General features: G+C 62.6%; 18 protein-coding genes and 1 tRNA gene. 10 read left to right on the top strand and 9 right to left on the bottom strand.

Features of this window, described 5'->3' with window-relative positions:
* Positions 1 to 62: 62 nt before the first annotated feature.
* Positions 63 to 251, bottom strand: coding sequence for a hypothetical protein (locus ACQ5BM_RS14825; RefSeq protein ID WP_429812430.1), 189 nt, complete (start codon positions 249 to 251; stop codon positions 63 to 65).
* Between the two features lie 104 nt (positions 252 to 355).
* Here ACQ5BM_RS14825 and ACQ5BM_RS14820 point away from each other — a divergent pair, with 104 nt between their 5' ends.
* Positions 356 to 1,225, top strand: a complete 870-nt coding sequence (locus ACQ5BM_RS14820; RefSeq protein WP_429812427.1) for a LysR family transcriptional regulator — start codon at positions 356 to 358, stop codon at positions 1,223 to 1,225.
* Between the two features lie 69 nt (positions 1,226 to 1,294).
* Here the strand turns inward: ACQ5BM_RS14820 and ACQ5BM_RS14815 are convergent, their stop codons facing one another.
* From ACQ5BM_RS14815 to aceA, 3 genes are all read right to left on the bottom strand, one after another.
* A complete protein-coding gene (locus ACQ5BM_RS14815) occupies positions 1,295 to 2,404 on the bottom strand; it encodes a helix-turn-helix transcriptional regulator (RefSeq protein ID WP_429812425.1) in 1,110 nt (369 codons plus the stop codon).
* Positions 2,405 to 2,684: 280 nt separating this feature from the next.
* The gene (locus ACQ5BM_RS14810; protein ID WP_034800815.1) at positions 2,685 to 2,924 is read right to left on the bottom strand and encodes an SMc00767 family acetate metabolism repressor; all 240 of its coding nucleotides are present in this window, start codon (positions 2,922 to 2,924) and stop codon (positions 2,685 to 2,687) included.
* Between the two features lie 120 nt (positions 2,925 to 3,044).
* Positions 3,045 to 4,334: an isocitrate lyase gene (gene aceA, locus ACQ5BM_RS14805; RefSeq protein WP_429812422.1), complete on the bottom strand. Its 1,290-nt coding sequence runs from the start codon at positions 4,332 to 4,334 to the stop codon at positions 3,045 to 3,047.
* A 229-nt stretch (positions 4,335 to 4,563) separates the two neighbouring features.
* Here aceA and ACQ5BM_RS14800 point away from each other — a divergent pair, with 229 nt between their 5' ends.
* Positions 4,564 to 5,973, top strand: a complete 1,410-nt coding sequence (locus ACQ5BM_RS14800) for a helix-turn-helix domain-containing protein (RefSeq protein WP_429812419.1) — start codon at positions 4,564 to 4,566, stop codon at positions 5,971 to 5,973.
* Here the strand turns inward: ACQ5BM_RS14800 and ACQ5BM_RS14795 are convergent.
* A complete protein-coding gene (locus tag ACQ5BM_RS14795; protein WP_429812417.1) occupies positions 5,967 to 6,950 on the bottom strand; it encodes a fatty acid desaturase family protein in 984 nt (327 codons plus the stop codon). The two genes, ACQ5BM_RS14800 and ACQ5BM_RS14795, sit on opposite strands and share 7 nt — an antisense overlap.
* Before the next feature lie 337 nt (positions 6,951 to 7,287).
* Here ACQ5BM_RS14795 and ACQ5BM_RS14790 point away from each other — a divergent pair, with 337 nt between their 5' ends.
* From ACQ5BM_RS14790 to ACQ5BM_RS14775, 4 genes are all read left to right on the top strand, one after another.
* Complete coding sequence (locus ACQ5BM_RS14790) at positions 7,288 to 8,382, top strand: polyamine ABC transporter substrate-binding protein (RefSeq protein ID WP_429812415.1); 1,095 nt, start codon at positions 7,288 to 7,290, stop codon at positions 8,380 to 8,382.
* 101 nt (positions 8,383 to 8,483) lie between these two features.
* Positions 8,484 to 9,629, top strand: a complete 1,146-nt coding sequence (locus ACQ5BM_RS14785; protein WP_429812413.1) for an ABC transporter ATP-binding protein — start codon at positions 8,484 to 8,486, stop codon at positions 9,627 to 9,629.
* Between the two features lie 4 nt (positions 9,630 to 9,633).
* Entirely contained in the window at positions 9,634 to 10,545 is a 912-nt protein-coding gene (locus ACQ5BM_RS14780; RefSeq protein ID WP_429812410.1) for an ABC transporter permease subunit, read from the top strand.
* Between the two features lie 3 nt (positions 10,546 to 10,548).
* Positions 10,549 to 11,367 carry an ABC transporter permease subunit gene (locus ACQ5BM_RS14775; protein ID WP_429812408.1) on the top strand — a complete coding sequence of 273 codons (819 nt, stop codon included), beginning with the start codon at positions 10,549 to 10,551 and terminating at the stop codon, positions 11,365 to 11,367.
* A gap of 86 nt (positions 11,368 to 11,453) precedes the next feature.
* On the opposite strand, the gene ACQ5BM_RS14770 is transcribed toward ACQ5BM_RS14775, so the two are convergent.
* Positions 11,454 to 13,277: an AsmA family protein gene (locus ACQ5BM_RS14770; protein WP_429812885.1), complete on the bottom strand. Its 1,824-nt coding sequence runs from the start codon at positions 13,275 to 13,277 to the stop codon at positions 11,454 to 11,456.
* Between the two features lie 186 nt (positions 13,278 to 13,463).
* On the opposite strand from ACQ5BM_RS14770, the gene ACQ5BM_RS14765 reads away from it, so the two are divergent.
* Positions 13,464 to 15,416: an acetoacetate--CoA ligase gene (locus ACQ5BM_RS14765; RefSeq protein ID WP_429812406.1), complete on the top strand. Its 1,953-nt coding sequence runs from the start codon at positions 13,464 to 13,466 to the stop codon at positions 15,414 to 15,416.
* A gap of 293 nt (positions 15,417 to 15,709) precedes the next feature.
* On the opposite strand, the gene ACQ5BM_RS14760 is transcribed toward ACQ5BM_RS14765, so the two are convergent.
* Together ACQ5BM_RS14760 and ACQ5BM_RS14755 are read right to left on the bottom strand one after the other, a co-directional pair.
* A complete protein-coding gene (locus ACQ5BM_RS14760; RefSeq protein ID WP_429812404.1) occupies positions 15,710 to 17,392 on the bottom strand; it encodes an ABC transporter permease in 1,683 nt (560 codons plus the stop codon).
* A 92-nt stretch (positions 17,393 to 17,484) separates the two neighbouring features.
* Positions 17,485 to 21,144 carry a PAS domain S-box protein gene (locus ACQ5BM_RS14755; RefSeq protein ID WP_429812402.1) on the bottom strand — a complete coding sequence of 1,220 codons (3,660 nt, stop codon included), beginning with the start codon at positions 21,142 to 21,144 and terminating at the stop codon, positions 17,485 to 17,487.
* Between the two features lie 229 nt (positions 21,145 to 21,373).
* On the opposite strand from ACQ5BM_RS14755, the gene ACQ5BM_RS14750 reads away from it, so the two are divergent.
* Complete coding sequence (locus tag ACQ5BM_RS14750) at positions 21,374 to 21,823, top strand: phasin (RefSeq protein ID WP_429812400.1); 450 nt, start codon at positions 21,374 to 21,376, stop codon at positions 21,821 to 21,823.
* A 192-nt stretch (positions 21,824 to 22,015) separates the two neighbouring features.
* A tRNA-His gene (locus tag ACQ5BM_RS14745) sits at positions 22,016 to 22,092 on the top strand.
* A 65-nt stretch (positions 22,093 to 22,157) separates the two neighbouring features.
* Here the strand turns inward: ACQ5BM_RS14745 and ACQ5BM_RS14740 are convergent.
* Positions 22,158 to 22,358, bottom strand: a complete 201-nt coding sequence (locus ACQ5BM_RS14740) for a hypothetical protein (protein ID WP_429812398.1) — start codon at positions 22,356 to 22,358, stop codon at positions 22,158 to 22,160.
* Between the two features lie 352 nt (positions 22,359 to 22,710).
* Between ACQ5BM_RS14740 and ACQ5BM_RS14735 the strand changes: the two genes are divergently transcribed.
* Positions 22,711 to 24,471 carry an adenylate/guanylate cyclase domain-containing protein gene (locus tag ACQ5BM_RS14735; protein ID WP_429812395.1) on the top strand — a complete coding sequence of 587 codons (1,761 nt, stop codon included), beginning with the start codon at positions 22,711 to 22,713 and terminating at the stop codon, positions 24,469 to 24,471.
* The last annotated feature ends 339 nt before the right edge of the window (positions 24,472 to 24,810 follow it).

Here is a 24,810-nt window from a genome sequence, read left to right as displayed (position 1 = left end):
CGTCCGCCTTCGGACGGAAGCACGGCAATCGGTATTGCCGCGCGATATAACAAGGGCAGGGGCTAACATTGCACCGCGTGGCCGCAGGGCTCCGCGGTGCTCTTTTTTTCGGCGCCGAGGCGTCTCCTGCGCCGCTCGACGATCTTGGCAATCAAGGCGTCAAACATGCGCCGAAGAAGTCCCGGCGGCTTCGGATCGAAGTCTTCGTCCCAACGCCGGTTTTTCAGGGCCATGTCGGCGATATAGACCATTGCCATCATTTCCATGGTGATGCTCCTCGTTTGATGGGCATCACTCCTTTTATGCATCCAAAGCAGTTTTACATATAGCGGAAATCGGCCTATGTTTTTCAGCAATGAAAAATCTGGATTGGGACATCTACCGCTGTTTCATGAGCGTGGCGCGTACCGGCGGCCTTACCGGCGCCGCCCAGGCGCTGGGTTCGAGCCCTGCCACGGTCGGACGGCGGATGCTGGAGCTCGAGGAGCGGACGGGCCGCTCCCTGTTCCTGCGCAGCCAGACCGGTTACCAGCTCACCGGCGACGGCGAGCTCCTGTTCGAGCAGCTTCAGGAGATGGAGGCGGCGGCGCGCCGGGTCGAGAGCTGGCGGCGCGAGGGTGAAGGCGCGACCGTCCGCATCACCGTCGGCACCTGGATTGCCTGGCTGCTCGCGGAGAATTTTCCGGCGCTTTGCACCGAGAGGGATGGTTTCAGCCTGGCGGTGACCGTCGGCGAGACCCGTGCCAGCCTCGCCTACCGCGAGACCGACATCGGCATCCGCGCATTCGAGCCCGAGGAAACCTATCTGGCGGCGAGCCCGGTCGGTGACGTCGCCTATGCCGCCTATCGCCAGAAGAACGCACCGGCGGCTGCCAACACCCGATGGGTGGCAGTGGGTGAGGAGGAGGCGATCTCGGCCTATCTTCGCTGGCCCCACCAACAGGCAGAAGGCAGGATTGTCGCGACCATCACACGGCCGCGTTCGCTCTTGGACCTCGCCAGGGCAGGCGCCGGTTGCGCTGTGCTTCCCTGCTTCGTCGGCGACCTCGATCCGATGCTGGAGCGGGCAGGCGAGGAAATCCCCGCGCTGAGGCACCGCCAATGGATCGTGATGAACAACGAGGACCGGCACCGAAGGGAAATCCGCACCGTAGTCGACCGCATGACGAAGCTGTTGCGCAGCCATGCCGACGTCTTTGCCGGAAAGAGGCCACGCCGCGGCTGAGCGCGCGTAGGGCCAGCTTGTGTCTTACCGGTGCTGCAGGAATGCCAAATTGGATGACGGCGCCTTTGGTCAGCGCATCAGGAGCTTGACGAGGGCGGCCTGCGAATTGACCCGGGTCTTGGCATAGATGCTCTTGAGCTGCGTGCGGATCGTCTCGTAGCTGACGCCGTTGGCCTGCGACATCTCCTTCAGCGTCAGACCGGTGGCGACGCCGGACGCGATGCGGAGTTCGGCCGGCGTAAGGCCGTAGCTGTCTCTCAGGTGGTTGAGGCGCTGGTCGCAAACGAGCGAGGTCGCCGGCTCGATCAGCACGGCGACGGTGGGGCCATCGAGAAGTTCGGTAAAGATGTTCGCGCTCCGCCGGACCAGCGTGATCCGAACCGCGCCATCCTCTGCAGTCCTGACGAGGCGAACCTGCGGCTGAGCCGGAGTGCCGACCGGCGAGGCCAGAAGCTCGAGTGTCGTGTTGGTTTCCGGTTCGTCCATGACCAGGCGCCCGTTGATCGTGACGCGAAACGGAGAGCCCTTCGCCGCCATCTGCTCGGCGTTGTCGTTCATCGATCGGATGCGGAGATTGTCGCCGACATAGATGACGCCGACGCCGATCGTATCGAGCAGCGTCCGGCCTTCATGCTGTTCGGCCATCATCAGGTCGCGCCGGCGCAGGAAGTCGAAGGCACGCTTCAGATGGGGAGCAAGAAGGGTGTATTGATCCGCCGCCCGCCGGTTGAGCTCTTCGTCCGTCGATGACGTGCAGGTCGATACGAGCAATGTGCGCGTCGGACTGCGCACGATGGTCACGCCCACGGTGCTTTCGCAGCCGGTCTGGGCTTTCAGCCAGTCATTGTAGAATTCCGATTTCACCAGGTCCGCGCGCGAGACGATGTGTTCGCCGGCGAGACCGCGCCCTACCGGCACCAGCACCGACTTCGGTATCCAGGGATTGATCGCCGCGAAGTGGTTGTTGAACTGATCGATGGCATCCGGCGTAAAGCCGGAGACATAGGGCACGCATGCCGTTGGCGACGTGAGATCGTGGTAATGGAGTGCCGAGCGCCCGTCCGGCATTGTCGTCGTCAGCCGGTCAAGAAAGTCCTGCCAGCCACAGTCACCAAAGGCGGCGCCGTAGATGAGCTCCGTCAATTCGGCCGTATCGGCAGCTTTCGTCGATCGATACATGCTTGCCCCAACCTAAGATAGGCTGGGCTAATATAAGCCGCTGCGCGCCGTGCGATCAACTTGAAATGGCATATCGAAGAAGATGTTGAATCATGATTCGGTGCCGCAATGCCGAATGGCCGGCATTCTCGCCGGCCATTCCAATCTCTGGCAACGTCGCATCTGCGCCATGACATGTGCGGCTCTCAACCTGAAATTGCTGTCGCCACTCTGATTGCCGCCGCCGGCTGAAATGAAGCGGACGAAAGCAGGGCCATCGCAAGCGTCACCGCAACGAGTGTCATGGTCTGCCCTGGGTTACGATGACAGGGATCAGCAGATCGCCCCAATTGCCTTCACCGCCGTGGTGGCGGGCCGAGCGAACGAGCTCGACCGATACGCCGGCATCGACGGCCTTCATGACGGACTGGTTGAGGCGGTGCAGGTCGTTGGCAACCATGCGGATCGCTGCCTGCTGGTCCGGGGTCATCGCCGAAGACTGTTCCTCGGCCCGTTCCTTGACGCGTGTCTGGACTGTCATTGGACTTCTCCTTGAGGTTCGAGGCTATTGTGGGATGGGGGCAGCCCTCCCATTCCACTCTGATTTATGAGAAGCGGCAGGAGCGCAGCGGGCAGGGATTGCCGCGCTCCCGCCGGTCTTTCACTCTGCGGCCGGGCGGAACTGGTCGTGCTCGGTCGATTCCTTCATGGCGGTTGTCGAGGACTGGCCGCCGGTGATTGCCATCGAGACGGCGTCGAAATAACCGGTGCCCACCTCGCGCTGGTGCTTCGTCGCGGTGTAGCCATTGGCTTCTGCCGCGAATTCCGCTTCCTGCAGCTCGGAATAGGCGGCCATCTGCCTCGCCTTGTAGCCGCGCGCCAGCTCGAACATGCCGAAGTTCAACTGATGGAAGCCGGCGAGCGTGATGAACTGGAACTTGTATCCCATCGCGCCGAGTTCCCGCTGGAACTTGGCGATCGTCGCGTCGTCGAGGTTCTTCTTCCAATTGAACGACGGTGAGCAATTGTAGGCGAGCAGCTTGCCCGGGTGCGCCTTGTGCACGCCCTCGGCGAATTTGCGGGCCTGTTCCAGATCCGGCTTCGAGGTTTCGCACCAGATCAGGTCGCAATGCGGCGCATAGGCGACCGCGCGGGCGATGCAGGGCTCGAGGCCGTTCTTCACCTGGTAGAAGCCCTCGACCGTGCGGCCGGCGTCATAGTCGACGAACGGACGGTCGCGCTCGTCGATATCGGAGGTGAGGAGCTTTGCCGCCTCCGCATCGGTACGGGCGATGACAAGCGTCGGGGTACCCATGACGTCGGCTGCAAGCCGCGCGGCGTTCAGGTTGCGGATATGGGCCGCCGTCGGGATCAGCACCTTGCCGCCCAGGTGACCGCACTTCTTTTCCGAAGCGAGCTGGTCCTCGTAGTGGACGCCGGCAGCACCGGCTTCGATGAAGGCCTTCATGATCTCGAAGGCATTGAGCGGGCCGCCGAATCCGGCTTCGGCGTCGGCGACGATCGGTGCGAACCAGGTATCGACCGAAAGGCCCTTGCCTTCGGAGGTCTCGATCTGGTCGGCGCGCTGCAGCGTGCGGTTGATGCGCTTGGCGAGTTCCGGCGCCGCATTGGCTGGATAGAGCGACTGGTCGGGATACATGGCCGAGGCGGTGTTGGCGTCGGCCGCGACCTGCCAGCCGGAGAGGTAGATCGCCTTCAGGCCGGCGCGGACCATCTGCATGGCCTGATTGCCGGAGAGTGCGCCGAGCGCATTGACGAAGTCTTCCTCGTGAATGAGTTTCCACAAGCGGTTCGCGCCCATTTCGGCCAGCGAATAGCGGATCTCGACCGACCCACGCAGCCGCTTCACGGTCTCTGCGCTATAGGGGCGGTCGACGCCATCGAAGCGGCCTTGCGGTGCGCTCGGAACAAGCTTGTAAAAATCAGTCATTGCATTCCTCCTGTCAAAATCTCTCATCCATTCGACTTTCGTCGTACGGTGCTTCGTGTTTCGAGTTCATGTGACAGTTTTTACATTGCGCCGCGGCATTCGGCTATTGGAAACGATGAAATGGCGCGATCAAAAGGGTTATCTTGTCTTGCCTTTGACAGAAGTGCGAAGTAAATCTGTAAAAGATGTAAAACACTATGTGCTTCGCGAGTTGTAAAGGTAGTTACAAATGGCCGAGAACAAGATCTTCGCCGGTCCGCGGGTCAGGCGTATTCGCAATGGCCTGTCGCTGACGCAGACGGCCATGGCCGAGGCACTCGGCATCTCGCCGTCCTACCTCAATCTGATCGAGCGCAATCAGCGGCCGCTGACGGTGCAACTGCTCCTGAAACTGGCCTCGGTCTACAAGGTCGATCTCGACGAACTGCAGGGAGAAACCGGCGGCAGTCTGGCACAGTTGCGCGAGGTTTTTGCCGATCCGCTGCTGTCAGCCGAGCTACCGGGAGAGCAGGAACTGATCGAGGTGGCTGAGGCTGCTCCCAATGCCGCGGGCGGTGTCGTCAAGCTCTATCGCGCCTATCGCGAGCAGGCGGCACGCCTCAAGGATCTCGCCGATCTGCTGGCGGGGCAGGGGCATATGGAGGCGCTTTCCGGCGCGCGGCTGCCGATGGACGAGGTGCGCGAAACCTTCGAGGCGCGGCCCAACCACTTTGCTGCGATAGAGGCGGCGGCGGAGATCTTTCACGAGGCGCTGTCGCCCGGCGATGATCTCGTGGGCGCTCTCAAGAACTGGCTGAAGAAGGAACATGGCCTGGTCGTTCGCAGCCTGCCTGTGCATGCTATGCCCAATCTGCGCCGCCGTTTCGATCGGCATTCCATGCGCCTCTTCATCTCCGAGCGGCTGTCGCCCTATGACCAACTGCGCGAGATCGCCATGGAGGCGGTGTCTATCGCCTGCCACGAAGCGATCATCGCCGAACTCGAGCCTTTGCGTTTCTCGACCGCGGAGGCGCGCCGCATCGCCCGTTTCGAGCTTGCGCGCTATGGCGCGCATGCGCTGATGATGCCCTATGCCGCCTTCCTCGCCGCCGCGCAGCGGGCGAAATATGATGTCGATATGTTGCGCGCCCGCTTCCAGGTCTCTTTCGAGCAGGCCGCGAATCGGCTGACCATGCTACAGCGACCCGGAGCGCAAGGCGTGCCGTTCTTCCTGATGGAGATCGACAATGCCGGCCATCGCTTGCGGCGGGCCGGCGCTGCTGGCTTTCCGCAGGCGAAGTTCGGCGGCGGCTGTCCGAAGCTCAACATTCATGCCGCCTTTTCGGTGCCCGGGCAGGTTCTGGTCGATCGTGTCGAAATGCCGGATGGTGCTGCGTTTCTGACGGTGGCGCGCACGCTGGATGGCCCGCAGGCGGCGTTCCAGGAGCGGGTCAGGCGCACGGCCCTGCTTCTCGGTTGCGAGGCATCCTTCGCCGACGAGGTCGTCTACGCTTCGGCGTTGCCGCCGGCGGTCGCGGTTGGTGCTGCCTGTCGGCTCTGCGAGCGGCAGGGCTGTCTGGCACGCGCCGAACCGCCGGTCACGCGACCACTTGGGCTCGATGAGATGGCGACAGGGCTCAGCGTCTTCGATTTTCAGTAGCTGACGGGATGCTGGTTCGGCAGCAGCGGTGCATTCGGCGCGAAACATTCCGCCGGCAGCCCGGTGGTGTAGCCGCGGGTAATGTGCGCCTTGTCCGCATAGGCCTTGTCGCGCATCAGGATCGCGTGCAGTTCCGGCAGATTGTAGAAGGGCACGCCCGGATAGAGATGGTGCTCGAGGTGATAGTTGATGTTGTGGGGGGCGAAGAACAGCTTCTCCCAGGCATGCGGGTAGACGGTTCGTGAACTCGTCAACTCGTCGCCATAGTCCATGCTGCCGAAATGCTCGGCGACGCTGCGTATGTAAAGGAACAGGCAGAAGAAGGTGAGGAACGGCACGACCCAATAGAGCGCCACTTCCCGCCAGATGCCGAGCAGCGTGAAGACCGCTGCGGCGGCCACGTAGAAGCCGATGCGCAGCAGCTTGTATTGGAGCGTCGAGCGATCGTTCTTTCCCATCCGCTTGGCCATATGCAACATGTCGCGCAGCGAATTGACCGCGATGAGGTAGCCAAGCAACTGGGCGATGCCGCGCGCAAGTTTCTGCGGGAAGGTGAATTGTGGCATGCCGAGCTTTGCGGTCCAGTCCGGATCCGCGTCGGTATTGGCGTGCTGGTGGTGGGCGAGATGGTTCTGACGATAGCCGTCGACGGTTGCGAGCACCGGCCAGGCGAGCAGCAGGTCGCTCATCCCATCGCTGAGTTTTCGGTTGCGGATGATTCGGTAATGCGCCGCCTCGTGGATCATGCAGCCGAGCGCATGCATGCGTCCAGCGATCAGCACCACGGCGATGAGATAGACGAGAGGATTGCCGGCATATTCGCTGACGGCGATCGCCGCTGCGATCATCGCCCAATCGAAAGCGATTGCGCCCAGCGCCTTCCGTGGCTCGAGAGCCGACAGGCGTTTCAACTCCCTGGGATCGATGCTGCGGCTTCGCCCACCCGGGGCGCTCTCGCCTATGATCTTCTCGCCCATCGCAATACCCAACCCTTGATGCACAACCGGCGGAAAATTCGCACGGCGATCATGGTTAATCAATTGTAAACATCGGTTCGTGCATGTCGAGCATCCGACATGGTTAACTGCGGCAGGGAGTACCGGCAGGTTTAAGCGGCGGCACGGCGGTTCGTCATAAGTGCCCGTTTTTCCTCGACTTGTGAAAAAACACCGACTGGCGCGGCGCGGTCTTTTATCGCCACGAAAGCGCTTGAGGTTATCGAGAAACATGCCTAACCTCGCCGCCTGAGCGAAACGGATTGGACGGTGCCTTGGCATGCCGGGGCCCCGAAATGAAAACCAAGAGGGGAGTTGTATGTCCAAGCTCATCGTCACAACCCTGGCGGCAGCGGTACTGGCCGGTTCGACCATGCTGGCCTCGGCGCAGGAGCGCGTGGTCAACGTCTACAACTGGTCGGATTACATCGACAGCAGCATTCTGGAAGATTTCACCAAGGAGACCGGCATCAAGGTCGTCTATGACGTCTTCGATTCCAACGAGATCCTGGAGACGAAGCTGCTCGCCGGCGGCTCGGGCTACGACGTCGTCGTGCCGACGGCAACCTTCCTGCAGCGGCAGATCGCCGCCGGCGTGTTCCAGAAGCTCGACAAGTCGAAGCTGCCGAACCTTTCCAACATGTGGGACGTGATCATGGAGCGTACGGCGAAGTACGATCCGGGCAACGAATATGCTGTCGACTACATGTGGGGCACGACCGGCATCGGCTACAATGTCGACAAGATGAAAGAGATCCTGGGCACCGACGCGAAGCCCAACTGGGATGTCATCTTCAAGCCGGAACTGGCGGCGAAGTTCAAGGATTGCGGCATCCACATCCTCGATTCCCCGACCGACGTCATGCCTTCGGCACTCGCCTATCTCGGCCTCAATCCGGACAGCCACGATGCCGCCGATCTGGAAAAGGCGGCCGAGTTGCTCGCAAGCATCCGCCCCTATGTGCGCAAGTTCCATTCGTCGGAATACATCAACGCGCTCGCCAACGGCGACATCTGCCTGGCCGTCGGTTTCTCCGGCGACGTCTTCCAGGCGCGCGACCGCGCGGCGGAAGCAAAGGCCGGCGTGACCGTCGACTACGCGATCCCGTCGCAGGGCGCGCAGATGTGGTTCGACATGTTCGCGATCCCCGCCGATGCGCAGCACGTTGAGGAAGCCCATGCCTTCCTCAACTACATGATGAAACCGGAGGTGGTTGCCAAGGCATCGAATTATGTCTTCTACGCCAATGGCAACAAGGCGTCGCAGCAGTTCCTCGACAAGGCCGTTCTCGAAGACACCGCCATCTATCCGTCGGATGAGGTGATGCAGAAACTGTTCACGGTGACGCCCTTCGAGGCGAAAGAACAGAGGGTATTGACCCGACTCTGGACAAAGGTCGTAACCGGCCAGTAAGAGCGGAGAACGAATTGCCCGGACCTCAAGATCCGGGCAATTTTCTTAATGGGCGCCGGGGAAAACGAGAGCGCCCGATCGGCTGTATCATTCGGGGATTGATGATGAAGTCTCTCGGCAGTATCCGGCGGTCCTTTGCCCCCTGGGCGGATCCCGCTTCCAAGCCATTCATTTCCGTGAAGAACGTGACAAAGCGGTTCGGCGACTTCACCGCCGTCGACGACCTCTCGCTGGACATCTACACACGCGAGTTCTTTGCGCTCCTCGGCGCTTCCGGCTGCGGAAAGTCGACGCTCTTGCGCATGCTCGCCGGTTTCGAACAGCCGACCTCAGGCGAGATCATTCTCGACGGGCAAAGCCTCGCCGGCATTCCGCCCTACCGGCGGCCTGTCAACATGATGTTCCAGTCCTATGCGCTCTTTCCGCACATGACGGTCGAGAACAACATCGCCTTCGGCCTGAAACAGGACGGCATGCCGAAAGCGGATATCGCCGCGCGCGTGGCGCAGATGCTGAAGCTGGTGAAGCTCGAAAAGTTCTCCCAGCGCAAACCACATCAGCTTTCCGGTGGCCAGCGTCAGCGCGTCGCGCTCGCCCGCTCGCTCGCCAAGCGGCCGAAAGTGCTGCTGCTCGACGAGCCGCTCGGCGCGCTCGACAAGAAGCTGCGCGAGGAAACCCAGTTCGAACTGATGGATCTGCAGCAGGAACTTGGCCTCACCTTTGTCGTCGTGACGCACGACCAGGAGGAGGCGATGACCATGGCTGATCGCATCGCGGTCATGAGCCACGGCAAGGTCATCCAGGTCGCGACCCCGGCCGAGATTTACGAGGCGCCGAATTCCCGTTTCGTTGCGGACTTCATCGGCGACGTCAACATTTTCGAGGGAGCGGTTTCTGGAGCCGAGGGCGGCTACGTGCGGCTCGAAGGCGCCAATGGCTTCCCCATCCGCATGGCGTCCCCCGAAAGACCGGCGACCGGCACCAGGTCCGCGGTCGCCGTCCGTCCGGAAAAGATCCGCGTCAGCCGGCAGCCGCCGGCAAATGCGCCCGTCAACGCCGTCCAGGGCGAGATCTGGGATATCGGCTATCTTGGCGACATGACCGTCTTTCACGTGCGTCTGAAGGATGGACGGGTGATCAAGGCGTCGTCGCTGAACGCGGTGCGTGCGGTCGAGGACCCGCTCGGCTACGATCAGGAAGTCTGGGTTTCCTTCGGCGAAGACGCCGGCGTCGTTCTGAAGGATTGAGACCATGACACGCGTCGCATCCGCTCTCTTCAGCCGCCTTGTCATCATCATCCCCTATGCCTGGCTGCTCTTCTTCTTCCTCATCCCCTTCTTCATCGTCTTCCGTATCTCGCTGTCGCAGACGGCCGTGGCGATGCCGCCCTATACGCCGGTTTTCGACCTCTTCGGCGGCCTGTCGGGCATTGTCGAGAAGGCGCGGGAGTTCAATTTCGACAACTACGTCTGGCTCACCGAAGACGTTCTCTACTTCAACGCCTATGTGTCGAGCGTCATCATCGCGGCGGTTTCGACGGTCCTGACGCTGCTGATCGCCTATCCGATCGCCTACGGCATGGCGAAGGCGCCGAAGACCGTCCGCCCGACGCTGCTGATGCTGGTGATCCTGCCGTTCTGGACGAGCTTCCTGATCCGCGTTTATGCGTGGATCGCGATCCTGAAGCCCGAGGGCCTGCTCAACCAGTTCCTCCTGGCGACCGGCGTGATCGACCAGCCCTTGATCATTCTCAACACCAACTGGGCGATCTACATCGGCATCGTCTATTCCTATCTGCCCTTCATGGTGCTGCCGATCTACTCCTCGCTGGAGAAGATGGACCACACGCTGACGGAGGCCGCGCTCGACCTCGGCTGCACGCCGTTCACCGCTTTCTGGCGCGTGACTTTCCCGCTGTCGCTGGCGGGTGTGGTCGCCGGCTGCCTGCTCGTCTTCATTCCGGCCGTTGGCGAATTCGTCATCCCTGACCTGCTCGGCGGCTCGGAAACGCTGATGATCGGCAAGACTCTCTGGAACGAGTTCAACGCCAACCGCGACTGGCCGGTATCCTCCGCCGTGGCGACGATCCTGCTTCTGATCCTGGTGCTGCCGATCGTCTACTTCCAGAACGCGCAGGCGAAAGCCGACAGCGAGGGGAGGTAGGACATGGGCACTTGGTCACGCTTCAACATCGCCTCGATCGTGCTCGGCTTCGGCTTTCTGTACCTGCCGATCGTGCTTCTGGTGATCTTCTCCTTCAACGAGTCGAAACTCGTCACGGTGTGGGCTGGCTTTTCGATCAAATGGTATGCGCAGCTCTGGCACAATCAGGCGCTGCTCGATGCCGCCTGGGTGACGATCCGCGTCGCGTTGATCTCTGCGACATGTGCAACCGTGCTGGGAACGCTCGCGGCACTGGCGCTCGTTCGCTACACGCGTTTTCGCGGCCGCATGCTGTTCTCCGGCATGGTCTATGCGCCGCTCGTCATGCCCGAGGTGATAACCGGCCTGTCGCTCCTGCTGCTCTTCGTCGCCATTGGCCTCGACCGCGGCTTCTGGACCATCACGCTGGCGCACATCACCTTCACCATGTGCTTCGTCGCCGTAGTCGTGCAGTCGCGCTTGCTCAGTTTCGACCGGTCGATCGAAGAGGCGGCACTCGATCTCGGCGCTACCCCGGTCCGGACCTTCTTTGCGATCACGCTGCCGGTTATCGCGCCGGCGGTGTTTTCCGGCTGGGTGCTGGCCTTCACGCTGTCGCTGGATGATCTCGTGATTTCGAGCTTCACCACGGGACCGGGCGCCACGACGCTGCCGATGAAGATCTACAGCCAGGTGCGGCTCGGCGTGACGCCGGAAATCAACGCGATCTGCACCATCCTCATCGGTGTCGTGGCGATCGGAGTGGTCGTTGCTTCCATCGTTACCAAGCAGCGTGAGGCGCAGCGCGAGCGAGACGAGCGGGCTGCCTTTGCCCAATCCTGAGCGGGAGCAGCCCCGCGCTTAGCGTGGGCGGCTTTTGTCGCTGTGAACTGTAGGCCAACGGCCGGTGTTCCTGACGCCGGCCGTTTTCAATTGGGCTCGCCAAGGACCGACAGGGGCGAGATCACTGCATTTGGCCAGGAACCGCCGACGAAGAAGCGCAACCTTTGTCCGGCGTTGAGCGCGTCGATGAAGGTGCCGGCGAGCGCCAGGCTGCCGGTGCGATAGGGAATGACGCCATTGACCGAGAGACTGCCGGTTGGGCCGGTGAAAAGCGCCTGGTTCAGCCGCGCCGACCCCTGGCCGAAGCTCGCTTCGATGTCGGCGGTCTGGAAGGCGAAGCTGCCATCGCTGGCCTGAGCCAGCGAGAAGAACTCTCCCGCCCTGACCAGGTTCGCGAAGGTGTTTGCGTCGAAGCCGGAGAGGCTGCCGTTGGCGAGCGAGAGCCTGATGCTGCCCGAGGCTTCGGCCGCCTGCTCGGTCCAGAACGGATGCTCGGTCACAAGGTCGAAGTTGACGTTTCCTCGGCCGGTCGGGATTGGGCCTGTAAACCCGAAATCCGCTAGCGCTGCGGCGAGGTCGGCATTCTTCAGGACCAGTTCGAGCTTGCCGCCCTTTGCCAATCCCGCTTCCGAGACGGCGATCCGGCCGCTGAGCCGACCATTGGCATAGGTGCTGTCGGCGACGTCGATGGAAGCGCGCCCGTGATCGATGATCACGCCGGCGGCCACATCCGTCAGCCGCAGAGGACCGATCGATGCCTCCTGCGCCGATAGGCGGAGGTCGGCGCGCCAGGTCCGCGCGAAAGCGTCGCGGAGCTGCTTGGTGACGTCGTCAGGCTCTACCGGCAATTGATCGATGAGTGGCTGCAGGCCGTTGAGGCCGATACGGTCGAAGGCGAGCGTACCCTCTATGCGGGGCGTATCGTTGGCCGGTGTGGAGACGTCGAGGACACCGGTCGCATTGGCGCCGCCCAGAGCAAGCTGCAGATCGTCGAACTTCAGGGAGCGATCGCCTGTCGTGACATTGGCGCTGAGGTTGAGGCTGCTGTCGGGCAGGGCGTGGCCAGCCTTGCCCTGATACCAGGCTGCCAGCGTTTGCAGAGATGCCGTCGAAAGCTGGAGCCGACCCGAACTGATCGGCGTCTGCGAGAGGCTGCCGATGCCTTCGAAAGAGAGGTTCAATGGAGTTGAGCTCAGCGATGTCCTGAGCGTCGTGTTGCGACCGGCGAGCAGGGCCAGCGGCTCGCTGCAGTCGAGCGTCCAGGTCACCAGCTGTCCGCCAAGGCTGCCCGAGAACTCGGCGCCCAGAGGCTCGGTGAAGGAGGGCCACTTGACCGTTCCGGCGATGCCGGAAAATTCGCGGGTCTGGTTGGTGATGAGGTCGATGACCTGCAGGCGCCCGTTTTCGACCGTGACGTCACCGAAGGGCGTATCGTCGCTGGAGGTCGGCCTTTCCGGCGCAGTCAACCAGTGTGGGGGTTGCCAGTTGAGCGTGCCATCCGTCCGTCTTTCCAGCGTGACGACCGGCTCGATCAAGCGGATGTCCTCGAGTTCCGGATCGCCGTCGATGGCCGAGAGCAGGCTGAAGGAAGCGGTTATACTGCCGATATTCGCGAGCTTGCGCGATGTGCCGTCTGTCGTCTCGATGGTCGCGGAGCGGAGCGTGAGGGTCGGTTCCGGCCAGAAGCTGATCTCGGGATTGCCTGTTATCCGGCTCTTCCCACCGGACCAGGCGTCGAGCATGTGCTCCACCCTTGGGCGCACATCGGCGGTGGAAATCAGCAGAGGCAGCGCGGCATTGTAGGCGGCAGCAAGCCCCACTCCGATCGCCGCTGCCCAGAGGAAGTGGCGACGACGGAACCGCGACCGCAGGCGTGCGTCGCGCATCATATGCAGGAATTTCCGTGTCATGTCCGCCTGGTCGCCGTCGCTTGGGTCACGCATGTTGGATAGGCCTTCGGCCCTCAGAAATCAAATGCGGCGGACAGGAAACAGACAGGTAAATGTCGCCGGCGCGACGCCGAGGCGATTGCGGGCACTGTTTATTTTGCGATGCAGCATGGTATAGAGAGCCTGGAGCAGGAGTGGAGGAAAAGCATGCAAGCAGAGCAGCCGTTGTGGGTTCCCGGTCCCGAGATCCGTGCGCATAGCCCCATGGCCGAATTCATCGCCTGGTGCAGCGAACGCTTCGGCAGGACCTTTGCGGATTATGACGCGTTCCATGCATGGTCGGTGGCCGAGCGTGGCGATTTCTGGACCGCAGTATGGGAGCATTGCAACGTCATCGGCGAGCGTGGCACGACCGCCCTCGTCAATGGCGACCGGATGCTCGATGCCCGTTTCTTCCCTGAAGCGAAGCTGAACTTCGCCGAGAACCTGCTTCGCGAAACCGGCGATGGCGATGCGCTTGTGTTCCGCGGTGAAGACAAGGTCGACTACCGCCTGTCGTGGAACGAGCTGCGAGCCTTGGTGTCGCGACTGCAGCAGGCGCTGAAAGCGCAAGGGATTGGCCCGGGCGATCGCGTCGCGGCGATGATGCCGAACATGCCGGAAACCATCGCGCTGATGCTGGCGACTGCCTCGATCGGAGCGATCTGGTCCTCCTGCTCTCCCGATTTCGGCGAGCAGGGCGTTCTCGATCGGTTTGGCCAGATCGCGCCGAAGCTGTTCATCGCCTGCGACGGCTATTGGTACAACGGCAAGCGCCAGGACGTCGACGCGAAGGTGCGCGCGGTCTCGGCAAGCCTTGCCGTGCCGGCATTGATCGTACCCTACGCCGGCGATAGCGCGGCGCTCGCCGCCTCGATCGCGGGCGCTGCGACGCTCGGAGATTTCATCGCGCCCTTCAAGGCGAAGGCCCTGACGTTCGAACGGCTTCCCTTCGGCCATCCGCTCTACGTACTGTTTTCGTCGGGCACGACGGGTGTTCCGAAGTGCATCATGCATTCGGCCGGCGGCACCTTGCTGCAGCATTTGAAGGAACACCGTTTCCACTGCGGCCTTCGTCGCGGCGAAAAGCTCTTCTACTTCACCACCTGCGGCTGGATGATGTGGAACTGGCTGGCCTCGGGCCTGGCGGTCGGCGCCACGCTTTGTCTCTTCGACGGCTCGCCCTTCTACCCCGACGGCAACGTGCTCTTCGACTATGCCGCGGCCGAGAAGTTCGCGGTGTTCGGTACTTCGGCCAAGTACATCGATGCGGTCCGCAAGGGCGGCTTCGTGCCGGCCAAGACCCATGACCTCTCGACCCTGAGGCTGCTCACCTCCACCGGTTCGCCCTTGTCGCCGGAAGACTTCTCCTTCGTCTACGAAGGGATCAAGGCAGACGTCCAGCTCGCTTCGATATCCGGCGGCACGGATATCGTCTCCTGCTTTGTGCTCGGCAATCCCCTGAAGCCGGTCTGGCGCGGCGAGATCCAGGGGCCGGGCCTCGGATTGGCCGTCGATGTCTGGAACGACGAGGGGCAGTCCGTGCGCGGCGAAAAGGGCGAGCTCGTCTGCACCAAGGCGTTCCCGTCGATGCCGGTGATGTTCTGGAACGATCCGGAAGGCGCCAAGTATCGCGCCGCCTATTTCGAGCGCTTCGACAACGTCTGGTGCCATGGCGACTTTGCCGAATGGACCGAACACGGCGGCATCGTCATTCACGGCCGCTCCGACGCGACGTTGAACCCGGGCGGCGTGCGCATCGGCACCGCGGAGATCTACAATCAGGTCGAGCAGATGGAGGAGGTCGTCGAGGCGCTCTGCATCGGGCAGGATTGGGAAGACGACGTTCGCGTCGTTCTGTTCGTCCGCCTCGCATCCGGGATCACGCTCACCGACGATCTGACCAAGGCGATCAAGAACCGCATCCGCGTCGGCGCGTCGCCGCGCCACGTGCCGGCGAAGGTGATCGCGGTCACCGACATCCCCCGCACCAAGTCGGGCAAGATCGTCGAGCTTGCCGTTCGCGATGTCGTGCATGGCCGTCCGGTGAAGAACAAGGAGGCGCTCGCCAACCCCGAGGCGCTCGACCTTTTTGCCGGTCTCGAGGCCCTAAAGAATTGAGGGGGCGTTAACTTGTTGGCGCTCCCCGAATTAACCAAGCCTTCAGACTTGCTGAAAAATCACTAAAATTGCGGAGTCGCCTGGTAAGGTCTTGTTAAGAATTTGGGGCGCATTGTCATGTCAACTTGGGGCCGGTCGATGTAGGTCGGCGTTCGGCAGCGATGCCGCCGCAGACATGATGTCATCCCTTCTCGAGCACTTGTTGATTTAGCATTCGACTATCGAGGTGGCCTCCCAGCCACCTTTTTTTTATGCCGTTTCGACCGTCAGAAACGAGTGGAGCCCGGGGCCGATCAGGATCGACTTTCGAGCGAGCGCGACACCGCGATGACCGGGATCATGCCGGCGATGACGATGATCATGGCGGCAACCGAGGCATCCTCGACCTTTGCCCGCGAGGCATCCTCGTAGACGAGGGTGGCGAGGGTGTTGAAGTTGAAGGGCCGCAGCATGATCGTGGCGGATAACTCCTTCATCGTTTCGATGAAGACGAGCAGGGCCGCAGTCAGAACGGCCGGACGCATCATCGGCAGCAGCACGGTGCGCAGAGTCTGTCCGCCCGTGCGCCCGAGCGCGCGCGCGGCCATGTCGAGATGCGGAGAGAGCTTCTGGAAGCCGGCTTCGAGGGTGCCTTCCGCCATGGTCAGGAAGCGCACGCTGCAGGCATAGATGATGGCAAAGCTGGTGCCGGTCATCATCAGGCCGGTGGAGATGCCGAAGGTTTCCCGCATGCCCGCGTCGATCGCGTTGTCGAGAGCGGCGAGTGGAAAGAGCACGCCGATCGCCAGCACCGTGCCGGGCACGCCATAGCCGAAGGAGGCAAGCCGCCCGGCCGTGTCGGAGACCCGGGAGTGCCCGGTGCGCGCCGCATAGGCCAGCACGAAGCCGAGCAGCACCGTGGCGATCGCCGTCGCGCCCGAAACCAGGATGCTGTGGAAAAGCGCGTTCAGGAGACGGGGTTCCACGAACTGGTCGATCCGCTTCAGGGCAAAGTTGCCGAGGATGAAGAACGGCACGGCGAAACCGGAGAGGACGGGCAGCAGGCAGGCGAACATCGCCGCCCATTTCTTCCAGCCGGTCAAAGACAGCCGGACGGCATCGTGGACGGCCGAGGTCGTCTTTTGGCTGGAGAAGCGCTGGCGGCGGCGTGCGGCCCGTTCGATCATCATCAATCCGATGACGAAGACCAGCATGATGCAGGCGATCTGCGCTGCACCCGCAAGGCTGCCGCGGTTCAGCCATGTGTCGAAGATCGAGAAGGTCAGCGTCTGCACGCCGAGGAATTCGACGGCACCGATATCGTTCAGGGTCTCCATCGCCACCAGCGTCAGGCCGATCATGATCGCAGGGCGGGCCATCGGGATCTGGATGCGGAAGAACACCTTGAGCGGACCGGCGCCGAGGGTGCGCGCGACGTCCGCAGCCGCCCGTCCCTGCATCAGGAACATCGAGCGGCAGGCGAGATAGATGTATGGATAGAGCACGGAGCTCAACACCAGCACCGCGCCGCCGAGCGAACGGATATCCGGAAACCAATAGTCGCGGCTCGTCTTGAAGCCGAAGATGAAGCGGACCAGGCTTTGCACCGGCCCGGTGAAGGTGAGGAGTTCACCGAAGGCATAGGCTGCGAGATAGGCGGGGATGGCGAGCGGCAGCACGAGGGCTGCGGAGAGAAATCGGCGGAGCGGAAACTCGCAGCTTGCCACCAGCCAGGCGGTCAGGATGCCGATGATCGCTGTGCTGGCACCCGTCAGCGAAACGAGGAGGAGCGTTCGCCCGGTTGCGCGTGGAATGACGTTTTCCATGAGGTGCGGCCAGTTGCCGCCGCCGCCCGACACGGCGAGCCAGGCGATCGCGATGATCGGCATCAGCACGATCACCGACGTCAGGCCGGCCCAGGTCGCCAGGAGAGGATGGGAAAGACCGGTTCCTGCCCGTGCAAGACGCCGCTTTGTGCTCTGAGAGGTGGACTGCAATCGATCGATTCCGAAGCGAGACGGCAGGAATAGCTAACCGGCGCCCAGCAAACTGGCCGCCGCAAGTCAACATTTCCTTATAACATCCGGTCTCAGTTCGCCAAGACGCGTTGTGACGGGAAGGAGATTTCCACCAGCGTGCCTTCGTTCGGCGCGGAGGTGATCGAGAAGTGCGCCCGGTTCGCTTCCGCCATGGCCTTTGTCAGCGGCAGGCCGAGCCCGGTGCCGTCGCCGCGCTTGCGTCCGCCCGTCGTCACCTGCCGGAACGGCTTCATCGCCTGGTCCAGCTCGCTGCGCGTCATGCCGACGCCGGTATCGCGGATCCGCAGGATGACGCTGCCATTCGCCTCGTAGGAGGTCGATACGACGATCTGACCGCCCGAGGGCGTGAAGCGGATGGCATTTGCCAGGATGTTGAGCGCGATCTGCTTGATCGAGCGACCGTCGGCGACGACGTTCGGCACAGCCGCCGAAAGCGAGGTGCGGATGATGACGCGCTGGCTGTTGGCCTGGGGCTGGACGAGAGACACGGCCTCCGAAACCGCCTCGTTGATCTCGACGGCGCCGAAGTCGAGTTCCATCTCTCCGGCTTCGATCTTCGAGATATCCAGGAGATCGTTGACAATATCGAGCACGTGGCGGCCCGACCGGCCGATATCGCCGGCATATTCGATATAGCGCGGATGGCCGACCGGGCCGAAATGCTCGCTTGCCATCATGTCGGAGAAGCCGATGATCGCGTTGAGCGGCGTGCGGATCTCGTGGCTGACGCGGGCAAGGAACTCGGTCTTGTGGGCGTTTGCCGTTTCCGCCGCGCGCTTGGCGTTCCGGAGTTCTTCTTCCGTCCGCTTCCATTGGGTGATGTCGCGGATCACGGCGCAGAAGCCGTTGGATGCCGAAAGCCTCCCAATGGTCATGAACAGCGGGATGAAGCCGCCATTGGCCTCCCGTCCGATCACCTCGCGACCGTCATTCAGCACGCTCGCCACGCCATGGCCGGAAAGACCGTGCAGATAGTCGATGACCGCCTTCTGGCTTTCATGGGCGAAAAGCGCCGCGAAGGGTTTGCCGCGGATCTCGCCCTCGTCATAGTTGAAGAGGGCGCTGGCCGAACGGTTCACCGAGCGGATATCGCCGTCATGGCCGAGAACGACCACGCCATCGGTGGCCGTTTCCAGAATGGATTTGAGCTCGTCGATTTCCGTCTTCAGGCTCTCGACCTGTTCGCCCCCTGCGACCGCCTCGTCACCCTTGGTCGGTTCGGCGCTCGGCGCGCTCGCTGGTGTCAGTGCCAGCATCAAGGCGCCCTTGCCGTCCCAGCGGATCGAGTGCAGGCGGGCGGTGACTGGCCGCATTTGGCCGTCCCTGCGGATCAGCGTCAAGGTGCCGTCGGGCTCGCCGTCGATTGCCTCTTCGCCATTGGCAAAGAGCGCGTCTATGCCACCTTCCTGTGCGAACGCGTCGAGGTCGTCATAGGCGGTGAGCCGCAGGAACTCCGGATTGGCGTGCAGCAGTTGGTCGCCGCGATGGACGAGCATGCCGATCGGCAGGCTGTCGAGAATCTCGCCGCTGAGACCGATATCGGCCGTCTGCTGCTGGCCTTCGATTTCGCCATCCCCGTCGTCGTGTGTCTCCGCTTCGAGCGCGGTTTCGCTTCCGTCTGCCTCGACGGGTGCAGCGTCTTCGGTCTCCGGCTCGCCTGACGGCTGCATTGAAGCCGTGCTGTCGTCCTCGCTCGGGGGGAGGGACTCAGCCGTTGCCGCGCTGACTGTTTCGCCGTTTTCCGGCGCCGCTTCTGCCTCGTCGGCCGGCTTGCCGAAATTCTCGCCCAGTTGGCGGGCGATCTCGCGAAAGGCCGCCTGTTCGCCGCGCGTCAGCCCGCTCGCCGCACGGTGCTGCTCGAGTTCGACGATCTTGTCGGGGGTTCGAGGGCTTGGTGTCTCCACGACGCGCAGCGTCGGACGCCCGCTTTGGGCAGGACCCGGGGGAGACGCAGGCTCGTCAATAGGGCTTTCTTCTTCAGGCGGAAGATCCGTTGCTTCCGGCGCGACCGAGAAGAGCGGCAGGTCTTCGTGTTCGGCAGCGCCGCCTTCATCCGGGGTAGGCTCTGCCGCAACCTGGCTTTCGGCCTCGATCTCGCCGGTTGGTCCTTCGCTCCCGGCCTCTTCCGGCAGAGATGGGTCCACAGGCTCGTCCACCTTTGTCTCGGGGCCGAGCGCCAGGCCGTTAGCGTTCTCGTCCTCGACGGCATCGGCAAGGCGTACGATGCCGAAACCGCGGAAGCCGTCGAATTCGCGCGAGCGGGAATAGGTGGGCAAAGCGGCCAGATCGACCGGAACCTTGAGGCTCGTGCCTTGAACGGGCCAGAAGATCGTCTTGCCGGACCAGGTGTCGCGGCGCTGCAGCAGCGTGCTGATCTTGTGGTCGCGATCGAGATCGTAGCGCACCGCAACATCGGTGAAGCTCGTGCCGATCACATCGGCCGCGCGCGGCCCGACCGCGGTCGCGAATTCCTCGGAAATTTCGCTGAAGCGGCCCTCGGCATCGATTTTCCAGACGAAACGCACCGCACGGCCGCCAGGCGTAAAGACGAAATCGGCCTTCTCGGTGGGAGCCGTGTCGTCCTCGCCGGTTTCGCCCGTCTCCCCTTCGGCCTGGGGCTCCCCTTCGACCTGGGCTTCCTCTTCGACCAGGACCTCCTCGGCGGCTGCCGCCCCGGCGACAGTTTCTGTGGTCTCGGCGCTCAGGTCTTCAGCGTCGGTTTCGCCCTCGGCTGGCAAGGCTGTCGCCTCAACGGAGGCGTTAAGCGGGTCCGGCTCGATGACTGTCTCCGCGGGAGTGTCCACCTCGTCCGTGACTAGGGCACTTTCGCCGGCCTGCGGTTCTACGTCGGATGCCTCCGGTTCGACGACTGTTTCCAGCGGCTCGATCGGCGCCAGGCTTGCGGCCGGTTCGTCGCCCATTTCGTCGGTTGCCAATTCGGGTTCGGTCGCAATCCCGCTTTCGCCCGGATCCTGACTCTGGACGGGCGGCGGCACCGGCACTTGTTCGGCCACGGGAGACTCTTCCTCGGGGTCGAGGGTGCCGAGAATGGTCTCGACGGCAAAGAGCAGATGCAGCGACGGATCGTCGGCGATCTTGCCCACGGCTGCCGGCAAATGCCCCTTCCGGGTGGCGACCGGGCGCTTGATCAGCCAGTCGTGATCGCGCGAAACGGCGACGACGAGTTGCCTGCGCGTCTCGTCCGACATGCCGAGGCCGGGAAAACCCGGGGAGTGCGCGACAATGGCGCCCTCGCCATCGAGCACCGCCATGTGGGTATCGGGGCCGTCCAGGCCGGCGATCATTCGCGCGGCCCGATCCTCGATCGAAAGCGGCGCGCCCGCATGCGGCGCGGTAAAGAGCACGGCATCGTCATCCGGCCGAACGCGGATCATCTCGACGGTGACATTGAGCGGCGTGCCGCGGAAGCCCGAGAACTTCCGGATCGAAAGCTGGCGGCGGTCGCCGACGCGCACGAGCTGCGCGGCCGCGGCGCGCAACTGGCGCAGCGAAAGATCGTTCTGGTCCGGCCCCGCATCGATGAAGTCATAGATCGATCCGGCGCCGAAGAACGCGGCGCCCTGGTCGTTTGCCCAGAGGATGCGTTCGAAGTCCCGCGAAAACAGGATCGCCGCATCGCCGCGGGCGAAATGCTCTCGCACCCGCGCATGCACGGCGATGTCGATGAAAGGATACTGTCTCGCGGGCATGGACTGGCCTATTGACGGATCGCTTACGGGTTAACACTCTATTAATACCCGGCCCGCCCGCGAGGGTCCAGCGAGGCCCGGAGCTTCGTCCCGGCTTTCACCGCGAAAGGTTAATGCCTCGGATTTTGTGCGCTGCACAATTTTATTGCAATGCACAAGGAGATCGATTATATAGTGCGCATCAAGCAACGGCGCCTCAAAAGAGGGCCTGACACCAAGGAGCGCTTTCATGGCTACCAAGAAGACCGACGACGTATTTTCGCTTTCCTCGTTCGACCCGGCGAAGTTCACCGACAGCTTCCGCGATTTCGCGGAAAAGGGTGCCGCCCAGTCGAAGGAAGCCTATGCCAAGATGAAGACGGCCGCCGAAGAGGCGACGAAGACCGTCGAAGCCACGCTTGAAAGCGCTCAGACCGGCACCGTCGAACTTGGCCTCAAGGCGATCGATGCGCTGCGCACGAATGCCGAAAACTCGCTTTCGCACATGGAAGCGCTGCTCGGCGTGAAGTCGCTCTCCGAGCTCGTCGAACTGCAGACGACCTTCATCCGCAAGCAGGCCGAACTCGCCGTCGAGCAGGCGAAGACCATGCAGGAAGCGACCAAGAAGGTTGCCGAGAACGTCGCAAAGCCGGGCAAGGAAGCTGCCGAAAAGGCAATGTCCTCCTTCAAGAAGGCCTAAGCCGACCGATTGCGCTGCGTGGCGGGTGGCGACAGGCCGCTGTTGCTCCTGGATCTGCCGGACGCGCCGAAATTCAAAAAGACCGGATGGGTTGCCATCCGGTCTTTTTGCAGGATAATCTCAAGTTAAGGCTTGCAAATCGACGGAACTCTCCGTATGTGAGCCGCCAAGCGACACGACGTCGCCAGCCGTGCGGTTGTAGCTCAGTTGGTTAGAGCGCAGGTTTGTGGCACCTGAGGTCAGTGGTTCGACCCCACTCAACCGTACCATTTCTTCTCTATCTCTCTGATGTTGAAGCATTTTGTCGAGCCGCCGGCGCAAGCATCGCGCGCTCTCAGAACAGCTTGGCCATCGCTCTCAATGCCGTCACGTCATCAACGCCATTCTGGTAGAGTTCTATCAGCCGGGCGGCCAGTGCAATGGCCTCGGGTGAGCGGCGCGGGAGATTTCTTTCCCGTATCGCATCGTTGAAGACATCGTCGATCTTGACGAATTCACCCGGCAGGATTGGCCTGCCGGTAACAGCGACAAGCATCGTTCCATCCTCCTTGCTCGACTCCACGTACGAATCGCTTCCGCGCGATCCCGCTGGTTCGTGGGCGATCGCCCTGAACCATCGCATGGGAGTCTCCCATTGAGCAGAAACGCTGGGAGACGGCGCTCTGTTCCTGTGCTGTGATACCCAGAACGGGTTAATCGGTGACGCTGCCGCAGTCAGGCGGCGATGAAGCTGTTCCGGTTGCGCGAATGCCTGTCGCCTACGGGACGAGGGCGACGGTCCTCTTCTGGCAAATAAGCGGCCGCGGGCACCTTCCGTCCGAATAGACATTGGCGCCATCCGTCGGTAAAATTTCGACCAACGGATTCTCGGAAGGCGCTGCAATCCCATGGCCAATGAATCCATCACGCGCAGGCTCGCTGCGATCCTGGCTGCCGACGTCGTCGGTTACAGCCGGCTGATGGAGCGCGACGAGAAAAACACCTACACGCAGCTCATGGCGCGCTGGAAAGAGGTTCTGGAGCCGCTTGTCGCCACCCATCAGGGCCGTGTCTTCAAGACGACGGGCGACGGTGTGCTCGTCGAATTCTCCAGCGCCGTCAATGCCGTCGAATGCGCCGCAGCACTTCAGCGAGCCATGACGGCGGCAAATCGCGACGTACCGGCGGATCAGGCAATCGTGCTGCGCGTCGGGGTCAACATGGGCGATATCATGGTCGCCGACAGCGATCTCTACGGCGATGGCGTCAACGTCGCCGCCCGGATAGAAGCGCTTGCCAAACCGGGCGGCGTGGCGATCTCGGACGGGGTGCACGAATATGTGCATGGTCGCATCGACCTCGATTTCTTCGACAGCGGCCACCACGAGGTCAAGAACATCGAACGCCCCGTGCACATCTGGAGCTGGTCGCCGGACGAATATGACGCGCCGGTGAAGGTTGTGCCCGAATCGCCGCCGCAGCTCCCGAGCCGGCCGTCGATCGCCGTGCTGCCGTTCGACAACATGTCCGGCGATCCGGAACAGGGCTATTTCGCCGACGGCATCACCGAGGACATCATCACCGATCTTTCCAAGGTTTCAGGCCTCTTCGTCATCGCCCGCAATTCCTCCTTCGCCTATAAGGGCAAGTCGCCGGATATCCGCCAGGTCAGCCGCGATCTCGGCGTTCGCTACGTGCTTGAAGGCAGCGTTCGCCGTGCCGCCAATCGGATCCGGATCAATGCCCAGATGATCGACGGAACGACAGGCGGTCATCTCTGGGCCGAACGCTACGACCGTGGAATTGAAGATATCTTCGAGGTTCAGGACGAAGTGACCCGCACCATCGTCACCGCGCTCAAGGTGAAGCTGACGGCCGGTGAAGAGGAGCGGCGCGAGAGCCGCAACAAGGTCGATCCGGAAGCCTATGACCTGCTCGTCCGATCCCGCCAGGCCATCCTGCGGTTCGACGTACAATCTTCTGCCGAGGCGCGCAGCATGCTCGAACGCGCCATCGCCATCGATCCGGGCCTTGCCGCTGCCTATGCGTCGCTCTCGATCGTCGCCTTGACCGACTATATCAACCGGTGGAACGGCGGCACGTTCGACAATGTTTCGCGTGCCCTGGCGCTTGCCGAGAAGGCTATCGAAACCGACGAGAACGAAGCACACGGCCATCATGCCCTGTCGCTCGCGCTCTGCTGGGCCCGGCGTTATGACGAGGCGGAAGTCGCGGCGCAGCGCATGCTCAAGCTCGACCCCAATTCCGCCGGCGGTCACACGGCTCTCGGCTCGATCCGGGACTTCCAGAGCAAGTTCGAGGACGCGCTGCCCTATTACACGCGAGCCCACCGGCTCGATCCGCAATTCGACCTTTCGCTGCACTTCCTCGGGCGGACCCTGCTCAATCTCGGCCGTTTCGACGAGGCCGAGATCGCCTTCAAGCGTCGACTGGCGCTGGCTCCACGCTCGGACATGACGCGTTTCTATCTCGCCTGTCTCTACGGCCGCACCGGGCGCCACGAGGAGGCGCGGCGTTATTGGCATGAGGTGTTCGAGGTCAATCCGAATTTCTCGATAGATCACTTCAAGCGTGCCATGCCCTACAAGGATCCGGGCGTTCTGGGCCGGCTGGTGGACGGGCTCCGCGAAGCCGGGATTTCCCTTTAGATGCGACGCGGGGACAACCTGCATTCTGAGATGCTCCGGTCCATCGCGCATCAAGTAGGGGAAGACGCGTGCCGGGACGTCGATGCGGCCTGGCTGGCGTAGCGTCCCGTGAACGGATCAGGAACCGCCGTTTGCTGCTTGCTCGCGAGCCGATGTGGGGCCATTCTCAGGTTGATTATGGCTATGCGCTAAGGCGAGAGGTCAGACCGGCCAACGCTTGATCTCGACACCGCACCATGACGGGGGCCGAGTGCATTTTGCGCTACAGCGCCGCGCGTCTTATCAGACGCGCAAAGGTCGCTGTAGGACTTTGATTTGCTGCATGTCTTCGTCCTCAAA

This window comes from Ensifer sp. B1-9, from assembly GCF_050474445.1.
GTDB lineage: Bacteria > Pseudomonadota > Alphaproteobacteria > Rhizobiales > Rhizobiaceae > Ensifer.
The sequence above is the reverse complement of the archived record's forward strand: the minus strand, read 5'-3'. Positions and strand labels throughout refer to the sequence as shown.